The following is an 18,216-nucleotide window of genomic DNA, read 5'->3' as shown; positions in this document are numbered from 1 at the left end:
CTGGCGGGATGACGCGTGCCGAGCTCCCTACGGTCGTGACCCCCACATCCGGCGCCCTCGTCGCGGACTCCCGCGAGCGCGCCGTGCGAGCCCTGCTCCGCTTCCCCCCACTGAAGCGGCTCTGGAGCGCACAGTTCGTCGGGGCGATCGGCGATGCCCTAGCCCTGCTGGTGCTCGTACTCCTGACGCTGCAAGCGGCGGTGTACGTACCCTTCGGCGGCCAGGCGGCCTTCGGCGGCGGCTACCGGGGCGCGGCCCTCGCCGTCGCCGCCGTCTTCGCGGCCCGCATGCTGGCCACCCTGGTCTTCGGAGCGGTGCTGCTGGGCCCGCTGTCCGCGCTGACCGCGCCGTCGGGCCCGCTGGACCGCCGCTGGACCATGATCGGCGCGGACGGGGTGCGGCTGGCCCTGCTGGTCGTCGCCCCGCTGTGGATCGACTGGACCCCTGACAGCGCGCTGATCTGGCTGCTGGTGACGGTCTTCGTCGGCGGTATGGCCGAGCGCTTCTGGACCGTCGCGCGGGAGAGCGCGGCGCCCGGACTGCTCCCCGCGCCTTCCCCGGCCCCGGCCGCGCCCGACGGAGGGGACTCCCCCGAGGGAGTGGCCGTCCGTCCGCTGCCGGACAACCTGGACGCACTGCGCCGTCTGTCGCTGCGCACCGCCTTCGTCTCGCTGCCGCTGGCCGCCGCGGGCCTGATCGTCGTCGCGCTGGCCGGAAAGCTGCTGGCCAACGGCATCGCCTGGTTCGCCGACCACCAGGCCGCGCTCGCCTCGTACGTGGCCTCCGGCCTCTTCGCCGCCTCCATCTCGATCCTGTACTTCCTCGAACTTCCCGGTACGCAGACCCCGCGCCCCCGCTCCCCCCTGGAGGGCCTGCGCCGCCCCAAGAGCGACACCGGCGTCGACCGCGGCCGTACGAACGCCGTACCGCTGCTGGTCCTGGCCTGCGCGGCGGTGGCCGGCGCCATCGCCGCGGCCGTCTCCGTCGCGGTCCTGCACGCCGGCGACCTCGGCGGCGGCCCGGTCGCCTTCGGACTGCTGGTCCTGGGCCTGAGCGCCGGCCCGGTCGCGGGCATCCGCGGCGCCCGCAAGGTGCTGCCCGCCCTGTCCCGGCGCCGCCTGCTGGCCCTCGCCGTGGCCGTCACGGGTCTGGCCCTGTTGGCGGCCGGGCTGGTCCCGGACACCACGACGGTCGTGCTGCTGATGCTGCTCGCCGGAGTGGCGGCCGGAGTCGCGGCCAACACCGGACACACCCTGCTGGAGCAGGAGACCGAGGAGCCCCGCGCCGCCCGTACGACCGAGCACCTGCACGCGGTCGTACGGCTCGTCGTCGCGCTGGCCGTCATCGTCGCGCCGCTGCTGGCCGCGGCCATCGGCCCGCACCACCTGGCGGGCGACAACAACGTCTTCTCGCACGGCGGCGCGGCCTTCACCCTGATGCTGGTCGGCGCGCTGCTGCTGCCGGTCGCCGCCTGGGTGCTCGGCAAGGTCGACGACCGGCAGGGGATCCCCCTCGGCCGCGACCTGCGCGAGGCGCTGCGCGGCGGCGACCCGGACCAGGCACCGGCCCCCACCGGCTTCTTCATCGCCCTGGAGGGCGGCGACGGCGCCGGCAAGTCCACGCAGGTCGAGGCGCTGGCGGAGTGGATCCGCGGCAAGGGCCACGAGGTCGTGGTGACCCGCGAGCCGGGCGCCACCGCCATCGGCAAGCGGCTGCGCTCGATCATCCTGGACGTGTCCACGTCGGGCCTGTCGGACCGCGCCGAGGCGCTGATGTTCGCCGCCGACCGCGCCGAGCACGTCAACAGCGTGATCCGCCCCGCCCTGGAGCGCGGCGCGGTCGTCATCACCGACCGGTACATCGACTCGTCCGTCGCCTACCAGGGCGCGGGCCGCAACCTCGCCCCCACCGAGATCGCCCGCATCTCCCGCTGGGCCACCGACGGCCTCGTACCGCACCTGACCGTCCTCCTCGACGTCTCCCCGGAGACGGCCCGCGAGCGCTTCACCGAGGCACCGGACCGGATGGAGTCCGAGCCCGCCGAGTTCCACCAGCGGGTGCGCTCCGGCTTCCTGACCCTGGCCGCCGCCGACCCGGCGCGCTACCTGGTCGTGGACGCCGGCCAGGAGCCGGAGGCCGTCACCACCGTCGTACGCCACCGCCTCGACCAGGTGCTGCCGCTCTCCGAGGCCGAGGTCAAGGCCCAGGAGGAGGCCCGTAAGGCCGCCGAGGAGGAAGCCCGGCGCAAGGCCGAGGAAGAGGCCGCGCGCAAGGCCGAGGAGGAGCGCAAGGAGCGCGAGCGGCAGGAGCAGATCGCCAAGCTGCGCGCCGAGGAGGAGGAGCGCAAGCGCCGCGAGATCGAGGAAGCCAAGGCCCGCGAAGCGGCCCGCCAGGCCGAGGAAGCACGCAAGCGCGCCGAGGAGGCCCGCCAGGCCGCCGAGGAGGAGCGCAAACGGCGCGAGGCCGAGGAGCGCCAGCGGCAGGCCGAACAGGAACGGCTGCGCAAGCGCGCCGAGGAGGAAGCACGCCTTCGCGCGGAGGCCGAGGAACGCCGCATGGAGAAGCAGCGCAAGGCCGAAGAGGCGCTGCTGCGCGCCGAGCAGGCGCGGCTGGCAGCCGCGGCCGAAGCGGAGGCCAAGGCCAAGGCGGACGCGCAAGCGCGGGCGAAGCGGGAAGCCGAGGCCGCGCGCGAGGCCGAGGCGGAGGCGGCGAGGGCGGCGGAGGCCGCCGAAGCACCCACGACGGAAACGCCGATGGCGGGGCTGGAGCAGCACGCGCGTACGGAGCCGTCCGCGCATCGCACCGAGTCCGCGCATCGCACCGAGTCCACGAACCGTACGGAGCGGGCCGCTGCCTCGGACGCCGAGGAGACCGCCGTCCTGCCGCAGCACCGGGACGTTCCGGGGGCATCCGACGAGACCGCGGTGCTGCCGCCCGTACGGCCCGAGGCGCGCCAGGGCTGGCAGGAGCGGGAGGAGGCACGGCGCGGGGACGACCCGGCGGAGCGCGTACCGGCGTGGGTGTTCCGGGCGGAGGACGACGCCCGCACGGACCGCGATCGGCACGGAGCGCGTACGGACAGCGACCGGCACGACGCGCGCACGGACCGGCGGGACGCCCGTACGGACCCGCGAGCCGGCTCCGGCACGTCCGGCGTGGAACGTACGAGGGAACTCCCGCAGATCGACCCGGCCACCGGTGAACCGGTGGCGCCCCCGCCGCGCCGCCGGTCGGAGTGGGCGGAGGAGACCCCGCTCGACGACCTGCCGACGCTGGCCGACGAACTCCTCGGCCCGCGCGACGAGGAGGACGAGGAACAGCAGGGGCGGGGCCGCCGGGGTCGGCGGGGCTGAGACCGGACCTGCTGGGGCCGTCGGGGCTGAGCCCGGTGGCGGGCCGGTGACGTGTCCGTGCAGGGGGCCTGTCAGTGGCAGGCCCCACAATGGAACGAGCGCGACGCGGGGCGCAGCGGGACTGCTCGCGCAGGACGGGCAGGACGGGCAGGACGGACAGGAACGGCGGGCAGCGACATGGCTGTGTGGGACGACGTGGTCGGGCAGGAACGCCTGACGGAGCAGCTTGCCGCTGCCGCACGCGACGCGGACGCGCTGGTCACCGCCGAGGGCGCGGCGGTGAAGGGCGCCGACCCGATAGCGCAGTCCGGCGCGTCCAAAATGACGCACGCCTGGCTCTTCACCGGCCCGCCCGGCTCCGGCCGGTCCACCGCGGCGCGCGCGTTCGCCGCCGCCCTCCAGTGCGTCAGCCCCGACCGCGCGCTCGGCGGAGCCCCCGGCTGCGGCTTCTGCGACGGCTGCCACACCAGCCTCGTGGGCACCCACGCCGACGTGGAGATCGTCCGTACGGACCTGCTCTCGATCGGCGTCAAGGAGACCCGCGACCTGGTCCGCCGCTCCTCCATGTCCCCGTCCGGCGGCCGCTGGCAGGTCATCGTCCTGGAGGACGCCGACCGCCTCACCGAAGGCGCGGGCAACGTGCTCCTCAAGGCCGTCGAAGAGCCCGCCCCCCGTACGGTCTGGCTGCTGTGCGCCCCCTCCATCGAGGACGTCCTGCCCACCATCCGCTCCCGCTGCCGGCACGTGACCCTGCGGACGCCACCGGTCGCCGCCGTCGCCGACGTCCTCGTACGCCGGGACGGCATCGACCCGGAGGCCGCCGCGGCCGCCGCCCGCGCCACCCAGGGGCACATCGGCCGGGCCCGCCGCCTGGCCACCGACGAACGGGCCCGCGCCCGCCGCAACGCCGTACTGAAACTGCCCCTGCGCGTCGACGACATCGGCGGCTGCCTCAAGGGCGCCCAGGAACTGATCGACGCCGCGACGGAGGACGCCAAGCAGGTCGCGGAGGACGTCGACGCCAAGGAGACGGAAGAGCTGCGCGCCGCGCTGGGCGCCGCCGCGGGCACCGGCGGCCGCATGCCGCGCGGCACGGCAGGCGTCATGAAGGAGCTCGCGGACAAACAGAAGCGCCGCTCCACCCGCACCCAGCGCGACAGCCTCGACCTCGCCCTGACCGACCTCACCGGTTTCTACCGCGACGTCCTGGCCGTCCAGCTGAACGCCACGGTCCCGCTCGCCAACGACGAGGTCCGCGACAGCGTCCGCCGTATCGCCTCCTCCTCGACCCCGGAGCGCACACTGCGCCGGATAGAGGCCGTCATCGCCTGCCGCCAGGCCCTCGACCGCAACGTGGCGCCGCTCCTGGCGGTGGAGGCGATGACGGTGGCTCTCCGCAGGGGCTGAGGTTTACCGGGGGCACCCGCACGGGCACCCCGCCACACCTCGCCTCCCACCTCACCTCGCCTCCCCTCACCCGTACGAGGGCACACACCTACACGGAACGTCCTCGCCCGACTACGCTCCGTCTCACCACCGCTGTCGCCGACCCGACAACTCCACGACCCGACGACTCCGCGGCCCGACAGCTCCGCGACCCCGACAACTCCACGCCCCGGCACGTGACCTCCCGGCACGTGACCTCCCCGTCACCCCGCCGACCCAGGGACTGACCGCCTATGGCCACCAGCCGCCTGCTCCGCACCGCCGGTACCGTCCTGACGGCCACCGCGCTGCTCGTGTCCGGCTGCTCCTCGGGCGGTTCCCCGTCCGGGGCGGCGGCTTCCGGGCAGCCGACCGGCGGCCGTACTGGCGTCGGCGGCGCCGGGCGCGACGCGGCGACGGCCACCCTCGAACCGCTCCCCGCCGCCGTCCCCGCCAACCTCCGCCCGTACTACGGCCAGCGTCTGACCTGGCGCGAGTGCGGCATCGTCGACTTCGAATGCGCGACGATGAAGGCCCCTCTCGACTACGAGAAGCCCGAAGCCGCCACCGATCTGAAGCTGGCCGTCTCCCGCAAGAAGGCCACCGGCCCGGGCAGCCGCCTCGGCTCCCTCATGGTCAACCCGGGCGGGCCGGGCGGTTCGGCCATCGACTACCTCCAGCAGTACGCGCCGCAGCCCGAAGCCGTCCGGGCCCGCTACGACATGGTCGCCATGGACCCGCGCGGCGTGGCCCGCAGCGAACCGGTCAGCTGCCTGTCCAATGCCCAGATGGACGACTACACCCGCGTCGACCAGACCCCCGACACGGACGCCGAGGTCGACCGCCTCATCACCGCCCAGCGCAGCTTCGCCCAGGGCTGCCGGACCCGTACCGGCGCCCGCCTCGGCCACGTATCGACCGCCGAGTCGGCCCGCGACATGGACGTCCTGCGCGCCGTCCTCGGTGACGACAAGCTCACCTACGTCGGCGCTTCCTACGGCACCTTCCTCGGCGCGACCTACGCCGGACTCTTCCCGTCCCGCGTCGGCCGCCTCGTTCTCGACGGCGCCATGGACCCCTCCGTACCGGCCCGCACGATGAACCGTGACCAGACCGCCGGCTTCAACACCGCCTTCACGGCCTTCGCCAAGGACTGCGCGAAACAGCGCGACTGCCCCCTGGGCACGGGTGGCCCCGACGACGCGGGCCGCCGCCTGAGCGCGCTCTTCAAGCAGCTCGACGCCCACCCCGCTCCCACCGGCAGCTCCCGCACCCTCACCGAATCACTCGCCACCAGCGGCGTGACGGCCGCCATGTACGACGAGGGCGCCTGGCCGGTCCTGCGCGAATACCTCGCCCAGGCCCAGAAGGGCGACGGCCGCGGCCTGCTCGCGCTCTCCGACTCCTATTACGAACGCGACCCGGACGGCACGTACGCGAACCAGATGTTCGCCAACCCGGCCGTGAACTGCCTCGACCTCCCCGGCTCCTTCTCCGGCCCGGACGAGGTACGCGCCGCCCTGCCCGCCTTCCGCAAGGCGTCCCCGGTCTTCGGCGAGAGCTTCGCGTGGGCCGCCCTGAACTGCGCGTACTGGCCGGTCAAGCCCACCGGTGCACCCCACCGCATCACCGCCGAGGGCGCCGCCCCGATCCTCGTCGTCGGCACCACCCGCGACCCGGCCACCCCCTACCCCTGGGCCCGCTCCCTCGCCTCCCAGCTCTCCTCCGCCACCCTCCTCACCTACGAGGGCGACGGCCACACCGCCTACGGCCGCGGCAGCGACTGCATCGACACCGCCATCAACACCTACCTCCTGGAGGGCACACCCCCACCCCCCGACAAGCACTGCTCCTGACCCCCCACACCCGGTTCGGACCACCCCCATCCGATGTGTAGACTGGGCCCCGCACCACGCCGCCTTAGCTCAGTCGGCCAGAGCGACGCACTCGTAATGCGTAGGTCGGGGGTTCGACTCCCCCAGGCGGCTCCGTAAAAGCCCCAGGACTCACTCGCCGTGACCTGGGGCTTTTGCTTGTTCGGGGCATGGCGAGCCGCACGGTCGAGATGCCGTGGGAGGGCTTGCGTGAGCGATGCGTGAGCGGAGCCGCTCGGCGACCTACTTCTCGGGCGTCCGGCGCTTGGCCTTCACGACCTCCGTGGCCTGGGCTTTCGCCTCGTTCCTTGGACCCTCACCCAGCTCACCCGCCACCTCGACGAGCCGGCCGTCTCCGGAACGGCGAGTTCGGAAAGAAGGTCACCGGTGGCTTCGCCGGCCAGGTACGCACAGTCCTCCGCGGGCGAACCCGGCGATCCCGGGGATCACCCTGTGCTGAAAGGCGACGTCCGTCAGCATTGCTCGTCCGCCTCCGGGTTCAAAGGCCCTGGGGCGTCGTAGGAGCGTCCTCCCGCTTCTCGGCGCCGGAGAACAGGAGGGTGGGTTCGGCGAGGATGTCGCGGCCGGACTCACTCTTGTAGATCTCGTCGACGCTGCCGAACCGGGCCTCGGAGTAGTCGAGATTCAGCAGCGCGGCGGCCTGCCGCACCGACGCCTCGTCGGGGCCCTCGATCTCCAGGAAGGTGGGAAGGCCGGGCCAGGTGTCGAAGTCGAAGGCGACTTCGCCCAGGCGCCACTCCTCGCGGTAGTTCTCCTGGTATCGGACTTCGGTGAGGCCGACCCGGCGCAGGATGTCGGCCATGGCGTGCAGGTCGGTGACCTCAGTCTCGATCTCCTTGGTGCCGTCGATCGTCGTGGCGTCGGTGACCTGCTTGAGCGTGAGCGTCGAGCGGGTGCCCTCGTCACGCAGCCGAATCCAGGCCCCTCCGTCCAGAGAGTCGTTCTCGAAGATCTTGCGGGTGAGGAGCGTGCGGGGGAACGCCTGGACGGCACCGAGGGCGGTCAGCTTGGCCTGGAGGCCAACGGCGTCGACGGCCAGGAACTTCGCCTCGTACTCATGCTTCATGGGTCCTTCTTTCTCGGAAGCGGTCGGTGTGGTCGGTGAGGGTTGACGTCCGGGCCGCAAGTAGCAGGCCCATGCGGTGGGTGTGGTCGTGCGGCTGGCCGACGTGGGGCCGCTCGGTGAACTCGGTCGTGCGCAGGGTGAGCAGGACATCCCAGCCGCCGAGGAAGCGGTGGCGAAGGCGCTCGGGAGATGTGTAGTGCTCGATCACGTGGTGGCGTCTCTCGACGGGCATCATGAACTCCGCGCCGAACACACCGCCCGGGCGAACCAGGCGCTGCATGCGGTCGACGAACTCGGCGAGCGGGCGGTGGTGGTTGGCACTGTAGTGCCATGAGCAGCTCGTCCAGACTGCATCGCACTGCAGGCCCAGAGGTTCGCCGTCGAGGAAGTCGTCCTCAACGACCTGAACGTGTACGTGGAGTTCTTCGAGCTTCAGTCGATCGATCAGGCCCAAAGCGTGCGCCTGGCGGCCACCCGGGAGGAGGACGTCGCCTCCGTGGAGGGCCTCCGCGTCGCGTTCCACGGCGACGACGTGGTAGCCGGCGGCGGCGAGGGGCAGGACGAACTTGCCGTCGCTCGCGCCGACTACCGCGACGGTGGCGTCAGGGACGACACGTTCCCGCAACGTGGCGAGGAACTGTGGGAAGAAGGTGAGGGTGTGCTCCCACAGGCTCTGTGTCTGCATGGGAGTGTGCTCCTTGCGTATCGGCATCCATGATCACGCGGAGGACCTCGTCGGGGCTGTGCCCCGTGGTGTCGACGCGGTACATCGGGAACGCGGCGTAGGCGTCCGTCACCCGGTCCGTAACGGTCTCGATCAGTGCGTCCCACCGCGACGCCGGCTTGTTCCGCCCAGCGAGGCGACGCTGTCTTTCGTCGTCGGCGCAGACGAGGTGGTACGAAACCGGTTTCGGCAGCCGGTTCGGCGGGGTGATACCGAGCTGGGCGCCCAGGGCCCGGTGATGGGCAAGGCACCGGGCGAAGTAGCTTTCGACGACGACCGGGACGCCGGCGTCGAGATGGTGCTGGATCTCCTCGGCCGCGGTGAACAGAGCGGAGAGGTAGAGGCACATCCGCGCCTCGACATTTGTGCGCTCGTCCACCGCGTGTCTGAGCGGCTGATAGAGGGACGGGACGGTGGCGACGAGGACGGCTTGGCGTGCGGCGGCGAGCATCGGCGCCAGGGTGGACTTACCGGTGCCGCGTAATCCCTCCAGGCTCTCGAAGTGCGGGTGATCAGGCACGGCCGTACACCACGTCCGGCACCGCGAGGGTGATCTCGTCGGCATCCGAGGGCTTGTGGACGATGCGTCCGGCCGCCTTCTCGTACCAGAAGGCGTGCGAGTCCTTGCCCACGGCCTTGCAGGACATGGTCAGCGCACCGCGCGGGTCGGCCTCGATGCGGTCGATCTCGCGAGGACCGCTGGACGGCGCGCACACTTCTGGTGCGCCGTGCTCGGAAAGGTCCTCGTCAACGATCACTTCCAAGGGCAGGTCGGCCGACGCGAGCTCTTCACGGAGCCGACCGTAGGCGGAGGGGGTGGTGACCAGCAGCTCGGGGTGGTCGGCGGCGTTGCCGACGGGCCGCAGGTGGTGGAGCTTGAGCTGCCGGACACCGAGCTGAGCCAAGGCGCTGGCGAGAGGGAGGACCTCGTCGATGTTCCGCGAGGTGACGGTCATGGTCGCGCCCGTCGATACGCCGAGGTCACGCGCCAGATTGAACGAGTTCAGGGCGCTCTGGTAACTGCCCTGCCTGCGGATGGCGTCGTTGGTCGATCCGACGCCCTCCAGCGAGATCCTGAGCAGGTCCAGGTGCGGAGCGATCTCGGTCAGACGGCGCTCGATCCGGTACCCGTTGGTGCAGATCTCGACGCGCTGGCCCAGTTCCTCCTTCGCGTGGCGGACGACCCGCGCGAGGTCCCGGTGAACGAACGGCTCCCCGCCGAGCAGGGTCACTGCCTCCGTACCGTACTCGTCCCGCATCAGTGTGAGGAGGCTCGCGGCTTCCTCGGCGGTGAAAGCGTCGGCGTACTGGAGCCGCTTGCCGTGGAAGCAGTGCAGGCACGCGAAGTTGCAGCGGTAGAGCAGCTGCAGATACAGCATTCGGATCTTCCTGATCCCGGTGACTTCCCCGATCACATCGGCTCCTTGGGCTGACTGTCTGTTGGGAGCCTGATAGTGGCTTTCCGCTCGGGGACCTCGGTACCGCGTTCAGGGACGGTCCGAGGACGTCCTGGGACGTTTTCAGCGACCTGCGAAGGACTCCAGGATGCCGAGGACACGCTTCGTGTCCGACAGGTCGGGCAGGACTTCGGCAGCGCCGGCGGCGGTCAGTTCCTCCGGGGTGTGGATGCCTGAGGCGACGGCGAGGATCCCGGAGCCTGTGGTCAGAGCCGCTTCCACGTCACGAGGAGTGTCCCCCACGAGGACGGTGGGGACGTCAGCGGGAACACCATGCAGCCGCTGCACGCGCTCGCGGGCGACAGCGACCAGATGGGGACGGAGTTCGGCGTCCGCTCCGTAGGCGCCCACCGATAGATCCAGAAGCGAGTCGAGGCCGAACGCCGACAGCTTCACACGGGCGTTGGCGACGATGTTGCCGGTGAGGACGGAGGAGACCCAACCGCTCTGAGCGGAGGCGGTCTTCAGTGCTTCATGGACACCGGACAGGGCAGCCCCGCGCCTGCGCAGCTCATCCAGGCGCGCTTCCCCCGCCTGGGCGAGCGCGGCCTCGATGAAGGGCCAGTCAGGTATGGGCAGCCTTTCGCGGACGAACATGTCGCGCATGATCAGTCGATCCGTACGCCCCTCGGTACGCGCCGGCTCCGTGGACTCGCGTCCCGAGAGGGCAGCGAAGGCAGCGTCGTAGATCTCCTTGCTCACCCCCGCGTTCTCGATGAGGGTGTGGTCGATGTCCCACAGGACGAAGAGCTCCATGCCGCCAGAGTAGGCAGTCGGCGGAGTTCCGCTTCAGTGGCCGCGTCCCAAAACGTCCTTGCGTGATCACGCGGTGCACCGATTCGATAGCTGCTGTGAACGACCGACTGCGCACTGTGCTCGGCCAGCGCGGCGTCTCGCCCGACTCCCTTGCGGAGAGCTGCGAGGTAGATCCCAAAACGGTGAGCCGGTGGCTGGGCGGGCGGATTCCCCATGCCCGGCACCGCTTCCGCGTCGCGCGATACCTGCGCGTGGAGGAGACCTTCCTGTGGCCTGAGCCGTCCACGCGTCCCGGCCGACCGCGGGACGGGTCAGGCACCGAACTGGTCGGCACCTACCAGAACCGGGCCAGCGTGCCCCGGGACGCCTGGCTCGCGCTGCTGCGAGAGGCTCGGCACGAGATCGGCGTCCTCGTCTTCTCCGGCACCTTCTTCGCCCAGTCCAATCCCCACGTTGCCAAGATGCTCGCCGAACGTGCCGCCGAGGGAGTTCGGGTGCGCCTGTGCTTCGGCGACCCGAACGGTCAGGCAGTCGCCATCCGGGGCCGTGAGGAGGGAATCGGCGACACTCTCGCCGCCAAGATCCGCGCCTCGCTGACCTACTACCGGCCCCTGTTGGGCGAGACCGGGTGCGCCGTACGGCTCCACGACACCACCCTCTACACGTCCATGTTCCGCTACGACGACAACCTGCTCGTCAACCCCCACATCTGGGGACAACCGGCCAGCGCCAACCCCCTCCTCCACCTCAAGAGGGCAGAAGGCACAGGGTGGTTCGACATCTACGCTCAGAGCTTCGACGCCGTCTGGGCCGCCGCGCGGCCATGGGCACCCGACCAGGAGAGGACCGCCGACCATGGGCAGGACTGAGTACTACAACGACCCCACCGCCCCGAAGGCGAACACTCTCATCCCGGCCAGCAACCTTCTCGTTGTCGACGAGACCGGCGCCATCCTCCTCCAGCGCCGACGCGACACCGGCCAGTGGGCGCTCCCCGGCGGAGCCCAGGACATCGGCGAGACCGCGGCCGAGTGCGCGGTCCGCGAATGCCTGGAGGAGACCGGCATCATCGCGGAGATCACCGGATTCCTCGGCGTCTACACCAACCCGAACCACATCGTCGCCTACACCGACGGCGAGATCCGCCAGCAGTACGAGAACACCTACATCGGCCGCCCCGTCGGCGGGGCGCCCACAATCAACGACGAGGCCGACGGTGTCCGCTTCGTCCAGCCGGCCGACCTCGACCAGTACGACATTCATCCGAGCATGCGACAGCAGGTCGGGGACTACCTCGCCGGCACCTACCCCTACCTCGGCTGAGCTGCCAGTACCGCCTCCACCCGTGCCACCGCCGCGAAGATCTCCGGCGACGCCCGACGGATGAACCGCCCGACCACGCTGTCCGCGCCGTAGCGGCCGACGATCTCCCCGACCCGGTCCTGCGCGGCGGTCCGGCTGCCGTCGGGCGTCGTCGTCATGTCGCAGTACACGAGGGCGTCCACAAGCAGTGGCTCCTCCAGCAGTGGGAACTCCGTAGCGAGCACCTCTCGCAGCCCGCGTTCTTCGGCCTCAAGGAGCGCAAACGAGTGGTTCGCAACCAGCCGCACCAGCCGCTCGTCGGCCCCGTGCTCGTCACGGAGGAACCGGGCCCCGTCCAGCGGGTGGAACCCGGTCATTGAGAGTCGGGGTGCGTACCCGACATCATGCAGCGCGGCAGCGGCCGTCAACAGGTTGGCATCCTCTCCCAGGGCCCGCCCGACCTCAGCCGCACAGGATACCACGCCCTGGCTGTGTGCCCACCGCCGAGGAAGCACATCACAGAGCTCCGCCTCCGCAACCTGCCTTGCCCAGACCATGGTCACCTTGTCCATGGGCGACTACATGCCCGGAAGGACGGCCGGGCAGTCCTGAGCTGCGTCGCGCTCTCGCGTACAGGCTCAGGACGCCGGGTCGCGACATGATCTGCACGTACACCTATATGCGAAATTCGCCATCACGCCTCCGTCGTGTCCGCTGATGCCAGTAAGGTTCTGAGTACTTCTGGTGTGATCTTCTTGGCGCGCGGCTCCGCGTGCCTCCAGCAGAGATGGGAAGCGAAGCGCAGTGGCCACGACTACGTCCGTACACGACGTCATTAGGGCGATCCGCCGCGGCTCGATTGGGAAGAACCGTGATCGCGGCACGCGCTTCGAAGAGCTAATCCTCCAGTACCTGAGCACCGATCCTCAGTGGACCGAGCAGTTCAGTCGGGTATGGATGTGGGCTGACTGGCCGGGAGCGGAGCACGACAAGCGCGACACGGGCATTGACCTGGTGGCACAGGACCGGGAGACCGGGGGCTTTTGTGCCATCCAGTGCAAGTTCTACGAGCCCCAGCACACCATTCAGAAGGACGACATCGACTCCTTCTTCACGGCTTCCGGCAAAGGCGGCTTCACCCGCCGCATGATCGTTTCCACGACGGAGAAGTGGGGCGTTCACGCCGAGGCCGCGCTGGATGACCAGCAGATCCCCGTCACGCGCCTCGGCCTGTCCGACATCGCCAACAGCCCGGTGGAATGGCGTCTGCCCGCGGTCGACGATCCCATCGAGCTGGCCCTTCAGAAGAAGAAGGAACCGCGAAAGCACCAGCGCGCGGCCATCGACGACGTCTTCGTGGGCTTCGCAGATCAAAACCGCGGCAAGCTGATCATGGCCTGCGGTACCGGCAAGACTTTCACCGGCCTGAAGATCGTAGAACGGCTTCAGAAGGAGCGCGCTGCTGCCGGCGAAGGGGAGCACACCTCTGTCCTGTTCCTGGTGCCCTCCATCGCCCTGCTCTCGCAGACCCTGCGCGAGTGGTCCTTCGAGGCTGAGGTGTCGCTGAGGCCCTTCGCGGTGTGCTCGGACACCAAGGTCGGCAAGCAGCAGGCCAAGGGTGACGACAAGGACATGGCCACTCACGACCTGGCGTTGCCCGCCACCACGGATCCGGATCGCTTGATCCAGCAGATGGCCAGCGTGGAGGCGGCGCCAGGGCTGACCGTGGTGTTCTCCACGTACCAGTCCATCGCCACGATTTCTGCGGCCCAGAAGAAGGGGCTGCCCCGCTTCGATCTCATTCTATGTGACGAGGCCCATCGAACCACTGGTGTCACACTCGCTGGACACGATGAGTCGGCCTTCGTGCGAGTTCACGACGACAACTACCTCGGTGCCGACCGCCGCCTCTACATGACGGCCACCCCGCGCATCTACAACGAGGACACCAAAGCCGATGCGAAGAACGCAGAAGCTGTCCTTGTCTCGATGGATAACGAGCAGATGTTCGGCCCCGAGTTCCACCGCCTCGGCTTCGGCCGGGCCGTTGAACAGGGGCTGCTCACAGACTACAAAGTCCTCATTCTCACCATTGACGAGGACGTGGTCGCTAAGACTCTGCAACAGGGCATCGCTGGCGGATCTGCCGAACTGAACATCGACGATGCCGCGAAGATTATCGGCTGCTGGAATGCCATGGCTAAGCGCACCGGCACTTTCGCCGACGGCTCCGGCTTCGCTGAAGACGAGGCCCCAATGAAGCGGGCGGTCGCCTTCGCCCGCTCCATCGCAGACTCCAAGTCGATCGCCGATCGCTTCAAAGAGGTCGTCGACGCCTACGATGACGCGGACGACGATGTGCTCCATTGCGATGTGAACCACGTCGACGGCACCTTCAATACTCTGCAGCGCAACCGGCTCCTTGACTGGCTCAAGCAGGAGCCCGGCCAGAACCAGGCCCGCATCCTCTCCAACGCCCGTTGCCTCTCCGAGGGCGTGGATGTCCCCAGCCTGGACGCTGTCCTCTTCCTCCACCCCCGCAACTCGGTGGTCGATGTCGTCCAGTCCGTCGGCCGCGTGATGCGCCTGGCACCCGGCAAGAACTACGGCTACATCATCCTGCCTGTCGCTGTTCCTGCTGGGATGACACCGGAGAAGGCCCTTGCCGACAACCAGCGCTTCAAGACGGTCTGGCAGGTCCTCCAGGCGCTGCGCGCTCACGATGACCGCTTCAACGCGACCGTCAACCAGATCGACCTCAACAAGAACAAGCCCGACAACAAAATCGGCATCGGTAGTATCGGGCCCAACGACGAGACGATCGGCGACCAGGACGGTTCCAGCACCGCCGACAGTGCCAAGGACGCCAAGGACAAGGAAGCCCAGAGCGCCCAGCACATCCAAGACGCCCTGTTCTCCGTGAGCGACTGGCGAGACGCCATCTATGCCCGCATCGTCGACAAGGTCGGTGAACGCCACTACTGGGAGGACTGGGCCAAGGACATCGCCCAGATCGCCGACCGCCACGTCACACGTATCAAGGCAGCACTAGTGCTCCCCGAGAAGCAATCCGTATTTCAAGAGTTCGTCGGCGAGCTGCGCGCGACCATAAACCCTGGTGTCACCGAGTCCGATGCAATCGATATGCTTGCGCAGCACATCGTCACCAAGCCAGTATTCGATGCCCTGTTCAAAGACTATGAATTCGCCGAGCACAATCCGATTTCTAAGGCCATGCAGCGCATGCTAGGCATCCTCGACGACCATGGACTGGACGCTGAGGCAAAAACCCTAGAGGGTTTCTACCATTCGGTGAAGGTCCGCGCCGAGGGTATCGACAACCATGAGGGCCGCCAGCGTGTCATCGTCGAGCTGTACGATAAGTTCTTCAAGACTGCTCTGCCGAAGACCGCTGATGCGCTCGGTATTGTATATACCCCCATCGAGGTCGTTGACTTCATAATCCGTGCCACCGAGCAGGCTCTACTAAAGCACCTTGGCCGCTCTCTGTCGGACGAAGGCGTCCAGATCATCGACCCATTCGTCGGCACTGGAACCTTCCCTGTACGCCTCCTTCAATCTGGTCTTATCAAGCCGCAGGATCTGCTACGCAAGTACACGAGTGAGCTGCATGCCAACGAGATCGTCTTGCTTGCTTACTATATTGCCGCGGTCAACATCGAGGCTGCTTTTCACGACCTTGCCGACGGCGACTACCAACCCTTCGAAGGCATCGTCCTTGCAGACACGTTTCAACTTGCCGAAGGGACAGCAAAATTCGACGGAATGGATGTCCTGGAAGGCAACAGTGAGCGCGCGAAGAAGCAGCGCAGGCAGCCTATCGCCGTCGTCGTGGGCAACCCGCCTTACTCGGTGGGCCAGGATAACGCGAACGACGACAATCAGAATGTGAAGTACGAGGTGCTGGACGAGCGTATCAAGCACACCTATGCTGCTCTGTCGACAGCCACGAACAAGAACTCTCTGTACGACTCCTACGTCCGTGCCATCCGTTGGGCATCCGATCGCATCAAGGGCGAGGGCATTGTTGCCTACGTATCCAACGGGGGATACATTGACGGAAATACTGCCGACGGACTGCGTAAGTCTTTGGTTGACGAATTTGACGCGATCTATTGCTATAATCTGCGCGGAAATCAGCGCACGGCTGGAGAGCTGTCTCGCAAAGAAGGCGGCAAGATCTTCAACTCGGGCAGTCGGAATACAGTTGCCATCCTGATACTGGTCAAGGCGGGCGAGACCAATGACGGGGCATCGGGTTGCGCGCTTTATTACCGGGACATTGGTGACTACTTTAGCCGCGACGACAAGCTTCGAATCCTCGGTGCCCAGGGCATCGATACGGTGGAGTGGCAGCGCCTGCGACCCAATGCTGACGGTGACTGGGTCAATCAGCGAGACGTGCGGTTCTCAAATTACCGTCCGGTTGGGGATAAGCTTGCAAAGGGGGAGAACGCTGCCATATTTTCCCTCTACTCGCCTGGCCTGCAGACAAACCGTGATGCCTGGGTATATAACTACTCCGCGCAGAGACTTCGAGAGAACGTGGAGTCAATGGTCAACTTCTACGACCGGCAGGTTGCAGAGTTTGACAAGCGCTGCATGGTCGCTGGGATCACCGCCCCGAAGGCTGCCGACGCCGAGGCCCACATCGACCGAGACCCCAGGCGAATCAGCTGGTCTTCCAGCCTGATCTCCAGGGTTGCCCAGGGCAAGAAGATTGCTTACGACGTGGATCGCGTGGTCATCGGCACCTACAGGCCCTTCAACCGACAGGCCGTCTATTTCGACCAAGACCTTAACCATCGGCCGGGGAAGTTGCCCCAGATGTTCCCAACGCCGGAACGGGGAAATATCGGCTTCTACATCACCGGTACTGGGTCCGACGAGCCGTTTTCGGTCCTGATGACAGACTCGATTCCCGACCTGCATGCGGTCGGAACCAAGAGCGTTGGCCCGTACTTCGTTCGCTACATATATCGTGAGCTTGCAGCCGAAGGGGGCTTCGACTTCGATGATGAGAGTGATTCTTTCGAGCGTGTCGACAACATCACCGAAGCCGCCTTCCGAGATTTCCAAGAGACTTACCACGACACCAGTATCACCAAAGATGATGTGTTCTACTACACATACGGCCTGCTCCACTCCCCAGAGTACCGTGGTCGATTCGTTGCTGACCTGAAGAAGTCCCTTCCGCGCATCCCGCAAGTGCGTGATTTCCGAGGCTTCGCCGAGGCTGGCCGCGATCTTGCTGACCTGCACATCAACTACGAGCAGGCCGAGCCGTACGGAGGCATCGTCGAGACCGTGACCGGCGATGCGTCCGGAACCCCGCCGCGCGAGCTGTACCGGGTAGCCAAGATGAAGATCCCAAGGGTGAAGGGGCAGCAGGACCGTTCGACGGTTGTCTACAATCACCGCGTGACTCTCACCAATATCCCGGAGGAGGCATTTCGCTACCAGCTCGGTTCCCGTTCTGCAATCGAATGGGTAATCAACCAGTACCAGGTCAAGGTCGACAAGGCGTCGGAGATCACCAATGACCCCAACGACTGGTCCGAAGACCCGCGCTACATCATCGACCTTTTCAAGCGGGTCGTGACGGTGAGTTTGGAAACGATGAAAATCGTGGACGGACTGCCGCCGCTGGACGTCCTCGAGTAGGGGGCGTGGTCCGGGCAGGTGTTATCTGACTTGCCTGGACCACGGTTCTGCGTGAGCGATGCGTGCGCGGACGGGACGGCACTTGGATTGTGCGTTACGCCGATGAGGCTGACATGCCTCTGAGCAGGCAAAACCGGATCGGTCGCGATCATGGAACACCACCCGTCACGACCTTCCAGGCCTTCGTAACGCGTAGCCCGAAAGTTAGACGTTGTCCTATGTGGTGAGGCGGAGTAGTTGCTTGTAGCAGCACAGGGTGGCTGCCAGTCCGAGGGAGGCCAGGTAGTCGCCGTACGCCTTGCGCAGCACCACCGAGATCCGCGGCACCGTCGCATTGCAGTACGCGTACAGCAGCTTCGCGCCGTGCCGGATGATGCCGCCGTGCTCCTGGTCCACGCCCGGCAGGAAGCCGGGCACATCCAGCAGCGTCACGATGGGAATGTTGAACGCGTCGCACATCTGCACGAAGCGGGCGGCCTTCTCACTGGCCTCGATGTCCAGCACCCCGGCCAGCGACTGCGGCTGGTTGGCCACCAGCCCGACGACCTCGCCG

Annotated in this window: 12 protein-coding genes, 1 tRNA gene and 1 pseudogene; 7 read left to right on the top strand and 7 right to left on the bottom strand. The window is 67.8% G+C overall.

Annotation, left to right across the window (positions count from 1 at the left end; translation table 11 throughout):
* The first annotated feature begins 8 nt into the window (after nucleotides 1-8).
* The 4 genes from tmk (at nucleotide 9) to A6A06_RS28235 (ending at nucleotide 6,766) form a co-directional block, all read left to right on the top strand.
* A complete protein-coding gene (tmk, locus tag A6A06_RS28250; protein WP_073764800.1) occupies nucleotides 9-3,353 on the top strand; it encodes a dTMP kinase in 3,345 nt (1,114 codons plus the stop codon).
* A gap of 177 nt (nucleotides 3,354-3,530) precedes the next feature.
* Entirely contained in the window at nucleotides 3,531-4,760 is a 1,230-nt protein-coding gene (locus A6A06_RS28245; RefSeq protein ID WP_073764798.1) for a DNA polymerase III subunit delta', read from the top strand.
* Nucleotides 4,761-5,032: 272 nt separating this feature from the next.
* Nucleotides 5,033-6,634, top strand: a complete 1,602-nt coding sequence (locus tag A6A06_RS28240) for an alpha/beta hydrolase (protein WP_073764796.1) — start codon at nucleotides 5,033-5,035, stop codon at nucleotides 6,632-6,634.
* 58 nt (nucleotides 6,635-6,692) lie between these two features.
* Nucleotides 6,693-6,766: transfer RNA gene (locus A6A06_RS28235), tRNA-Thr, on the top strand.
* 385 nt (nucleotides 6,767-7,151) lie between these two features.
* Here the strand turns inward: A6A06_RS28235 and A6A06_RS28230 are convergent.
* The 5 genes from A6A06_RS28230 to A6A06_RS28210 all read right to left on the bottom strand — a co-directional run bounded on the left by A6A06_RS28230 (nucleotide 7,152) and on the right by A6A06_RS28210 (nucleotide 10,676).
* Entirely contained in the window at nucleotides 7,152-7,739 is a 588-nt protein-coding gene (locus tag A6A06_RS28230) for a class IV adenylate cyclase (protein WP_073764794.1), read from the bottom strand.
* Nucleotides 7,729-8,424, bottom strand: a complete 696-nt coding sequence (locus A6A06_RS28225; protein WP_073764792.1) for a class I SAM-dependent methyltransferase — start codon at nucleotides 8,422-8,424, stop codon at nucleotides 7,729-7,731. The genes A6A06_RS28230 and A6A06_RS28225 overlap by 11 nt, the downstream gene beginning before the upstream one ends.
* On the bottom strand, nucleotides 8,342-8,914 hold the full coding sequence (locus A6A06_RS28220; RefSeq protein WP_079194471.1) for a hypothetical protein: 573 nt from the start codon (nucleotides 8,912-8,914) through the stop codon (nucleotides 8,342-8,344). Before A6A06_RS28220 ends, A6A06_RS28225 begins: the two co-directional genes overlap by 83 nt.
* 61 nt (nucleotides 8,915-8,975) lie before the next feature.
* Nucleotides 8,976-9,878, bottom strand: a complete 903-nt coding sequence (locus tag A6A06_RS28215; protein WP_073764788.1) for a radical SAM protein — start codon at nucleotides 9,876-9,878, stop codon at nucleotides 8,976-8,978.
* Nucleotides 9,879-9,983: 105 nt separating this feature from the next.
* Nucleotides 9,984-10,676 (bottom strand): HAD family hydrolase, encoded by a 693-nt coding sequence (locus A6A06_RS28210; protein ID WP_073764786.1) that lies wholly within the window; start codon nucleotides 10,674-10,676, stop codon nucleotides 9,984-9,986.
* 95 nt (nucleotides 10,677-10,771) lie between these two features.
* Between A6A06_RS28210 and A6A06_RS28205 the strand changes: the two genes are divergently transcribed.
* Entirely contained in the window at nucleotides 10,772-11,545 is a 774-nt protein-coding gene (locus tag A6A06_RS28205) for an XRE family transcriptional regulator (protein ID WP_199931231.1), read from the top strand.
* Nucleotides 11,532-11,999: an NUDIX hydrolase gene (locus tag A6A06_RS28200; RefSeq protein WP_073764782.1), complete on the top strand. Its 468-nt coding sequence runs from the start codon at nucleotides 11,532-11,534 to the stop codon at nucleotides 11,997-11,999. Before A6A06_RS28205 ends, A6A06_RS28200 begins: the two co-directional genes overlap by 14 nt.
* Here the strand turns inward: A6A06_RS28200 and A6A06_RS28195 are convergent.
* Complete coding sequence (locus tag A6A06_RS28195) at nucleotides 11,987-12,550, bottom strand: HD domain-containing protein (RefSeq protein ID WP_073764780.1); 564 nt, start codon at nucleotides 12,548-12,550, stop codon at nucleotides 11,987-11,989. The genes A6A06_RS28200 and A6A06_RS28195 overlap by 13 nt on opposite strands.
* Before the next feature lie 232 nt (nucleotides 12,551-12,782).
* Between A6A06_RS28195 and A6A06_RS28190 the strand changes: the two genes are divergently transcribed.
* The gene (locus A6A06_RS28190; RefSeq protein WP_073764778.1) at nucleotides 12,783-17,663 is read left to right on the top strand and encodes a DEAD/DEAH box helicase; all 4,881 of its coding nucleotides are present in this window, start codon (nucleotides 12,783-12,785) and stop codon (nucleotides 17,661-17,663) included.
* 288 nt (nucleotides 17,664-17,951) lie between these two features.
* Here the strand turns inward: A6A06_RS28190 and A6A06_RS28185 are convergent.
* A pseudogene (locus A6A06_RS28185) lies at nucleotides 17,952-18,216 on the bottom strand (carboxyl transferase domain-containing protein); the annotation flags it as partial.

This window comes from Streptomyces sp. CB02923, assembly GCF_001905005.1.
In the GTDB taxonomy this organism is placed as follows: Bacteria; Actinomycetota; Actinomycetes; order Streptomycetales; family Streptomycetaceae; genus Streptomyces.
The sequence above is the reverse complement of the archived record's forward strand: the minus strand, read 5'-3'. Positions and strand labels throughout refer to the sequence as shown.

Coding starts and splice junctions, on each gene's coding strand:
- A6A06_RS28245 (WP_073764798.1), top strand. CDS start 3,531: ATGGCTGTGTGGGACGACGTGGTCGGGCAGGAACGCCTGACGGAGCAG.
- tmk (WP_073764800.1), top strand. CDS start 9: ATGACGCGTGCCGAGCTCCCTACGGTCGTGACCCCCACATCCGGCGCC.
- A6A06_RS28225 (WP_073764792.1), bottom strand. CDS start 8,424: ATGCAGACACAGAGCCTGTGGGAGCACACCCTCACCTTCTTCCCACAG.
- A6A06_RS28220 (WP_079194471.1), bottom strand. CDS start 8,914: ATGCTCGCCGCCGCACGCCAAGCCGTCCTCGTCGCCACCGTCCCGTCC.
- A6A06_RS28210 (WP_073764786.1), bottom strand. CDS start 10,676: ATGGAGCTCTTCGTCCTGTGGGACATCGACCACACCCTCATCGAGAAC.
- A6A06_RS28195 (WP_073764780.1), bottom strand. CDS start 12,550: ATGGACAAGGTGACCATGGTCTGGGCAAGGCAGGTTGCGGAGGCGGAG.
- A6A06_RS28200 (WP_073764782.1), top strand. CDS start 11,532: ATGGGCAGGACTGAGTACTACAACGACCCCACCGCCCCGAAGGCGAAC.
- A6A06_RS28230 (WP_073764794.1), bottom strand. CDS start 7,739: ATGAAGCATGAGTACGAGGCGAAGTTCCTGGCCGTCGACGCCGTTGGC.
- A6A06_RS28240 (WP_073764796.1), top strand. CDS start 5,033: ATGGCCACCAGCCGCCTGCTCCGCACCGCCGGTACCGTCCTGACGGCC.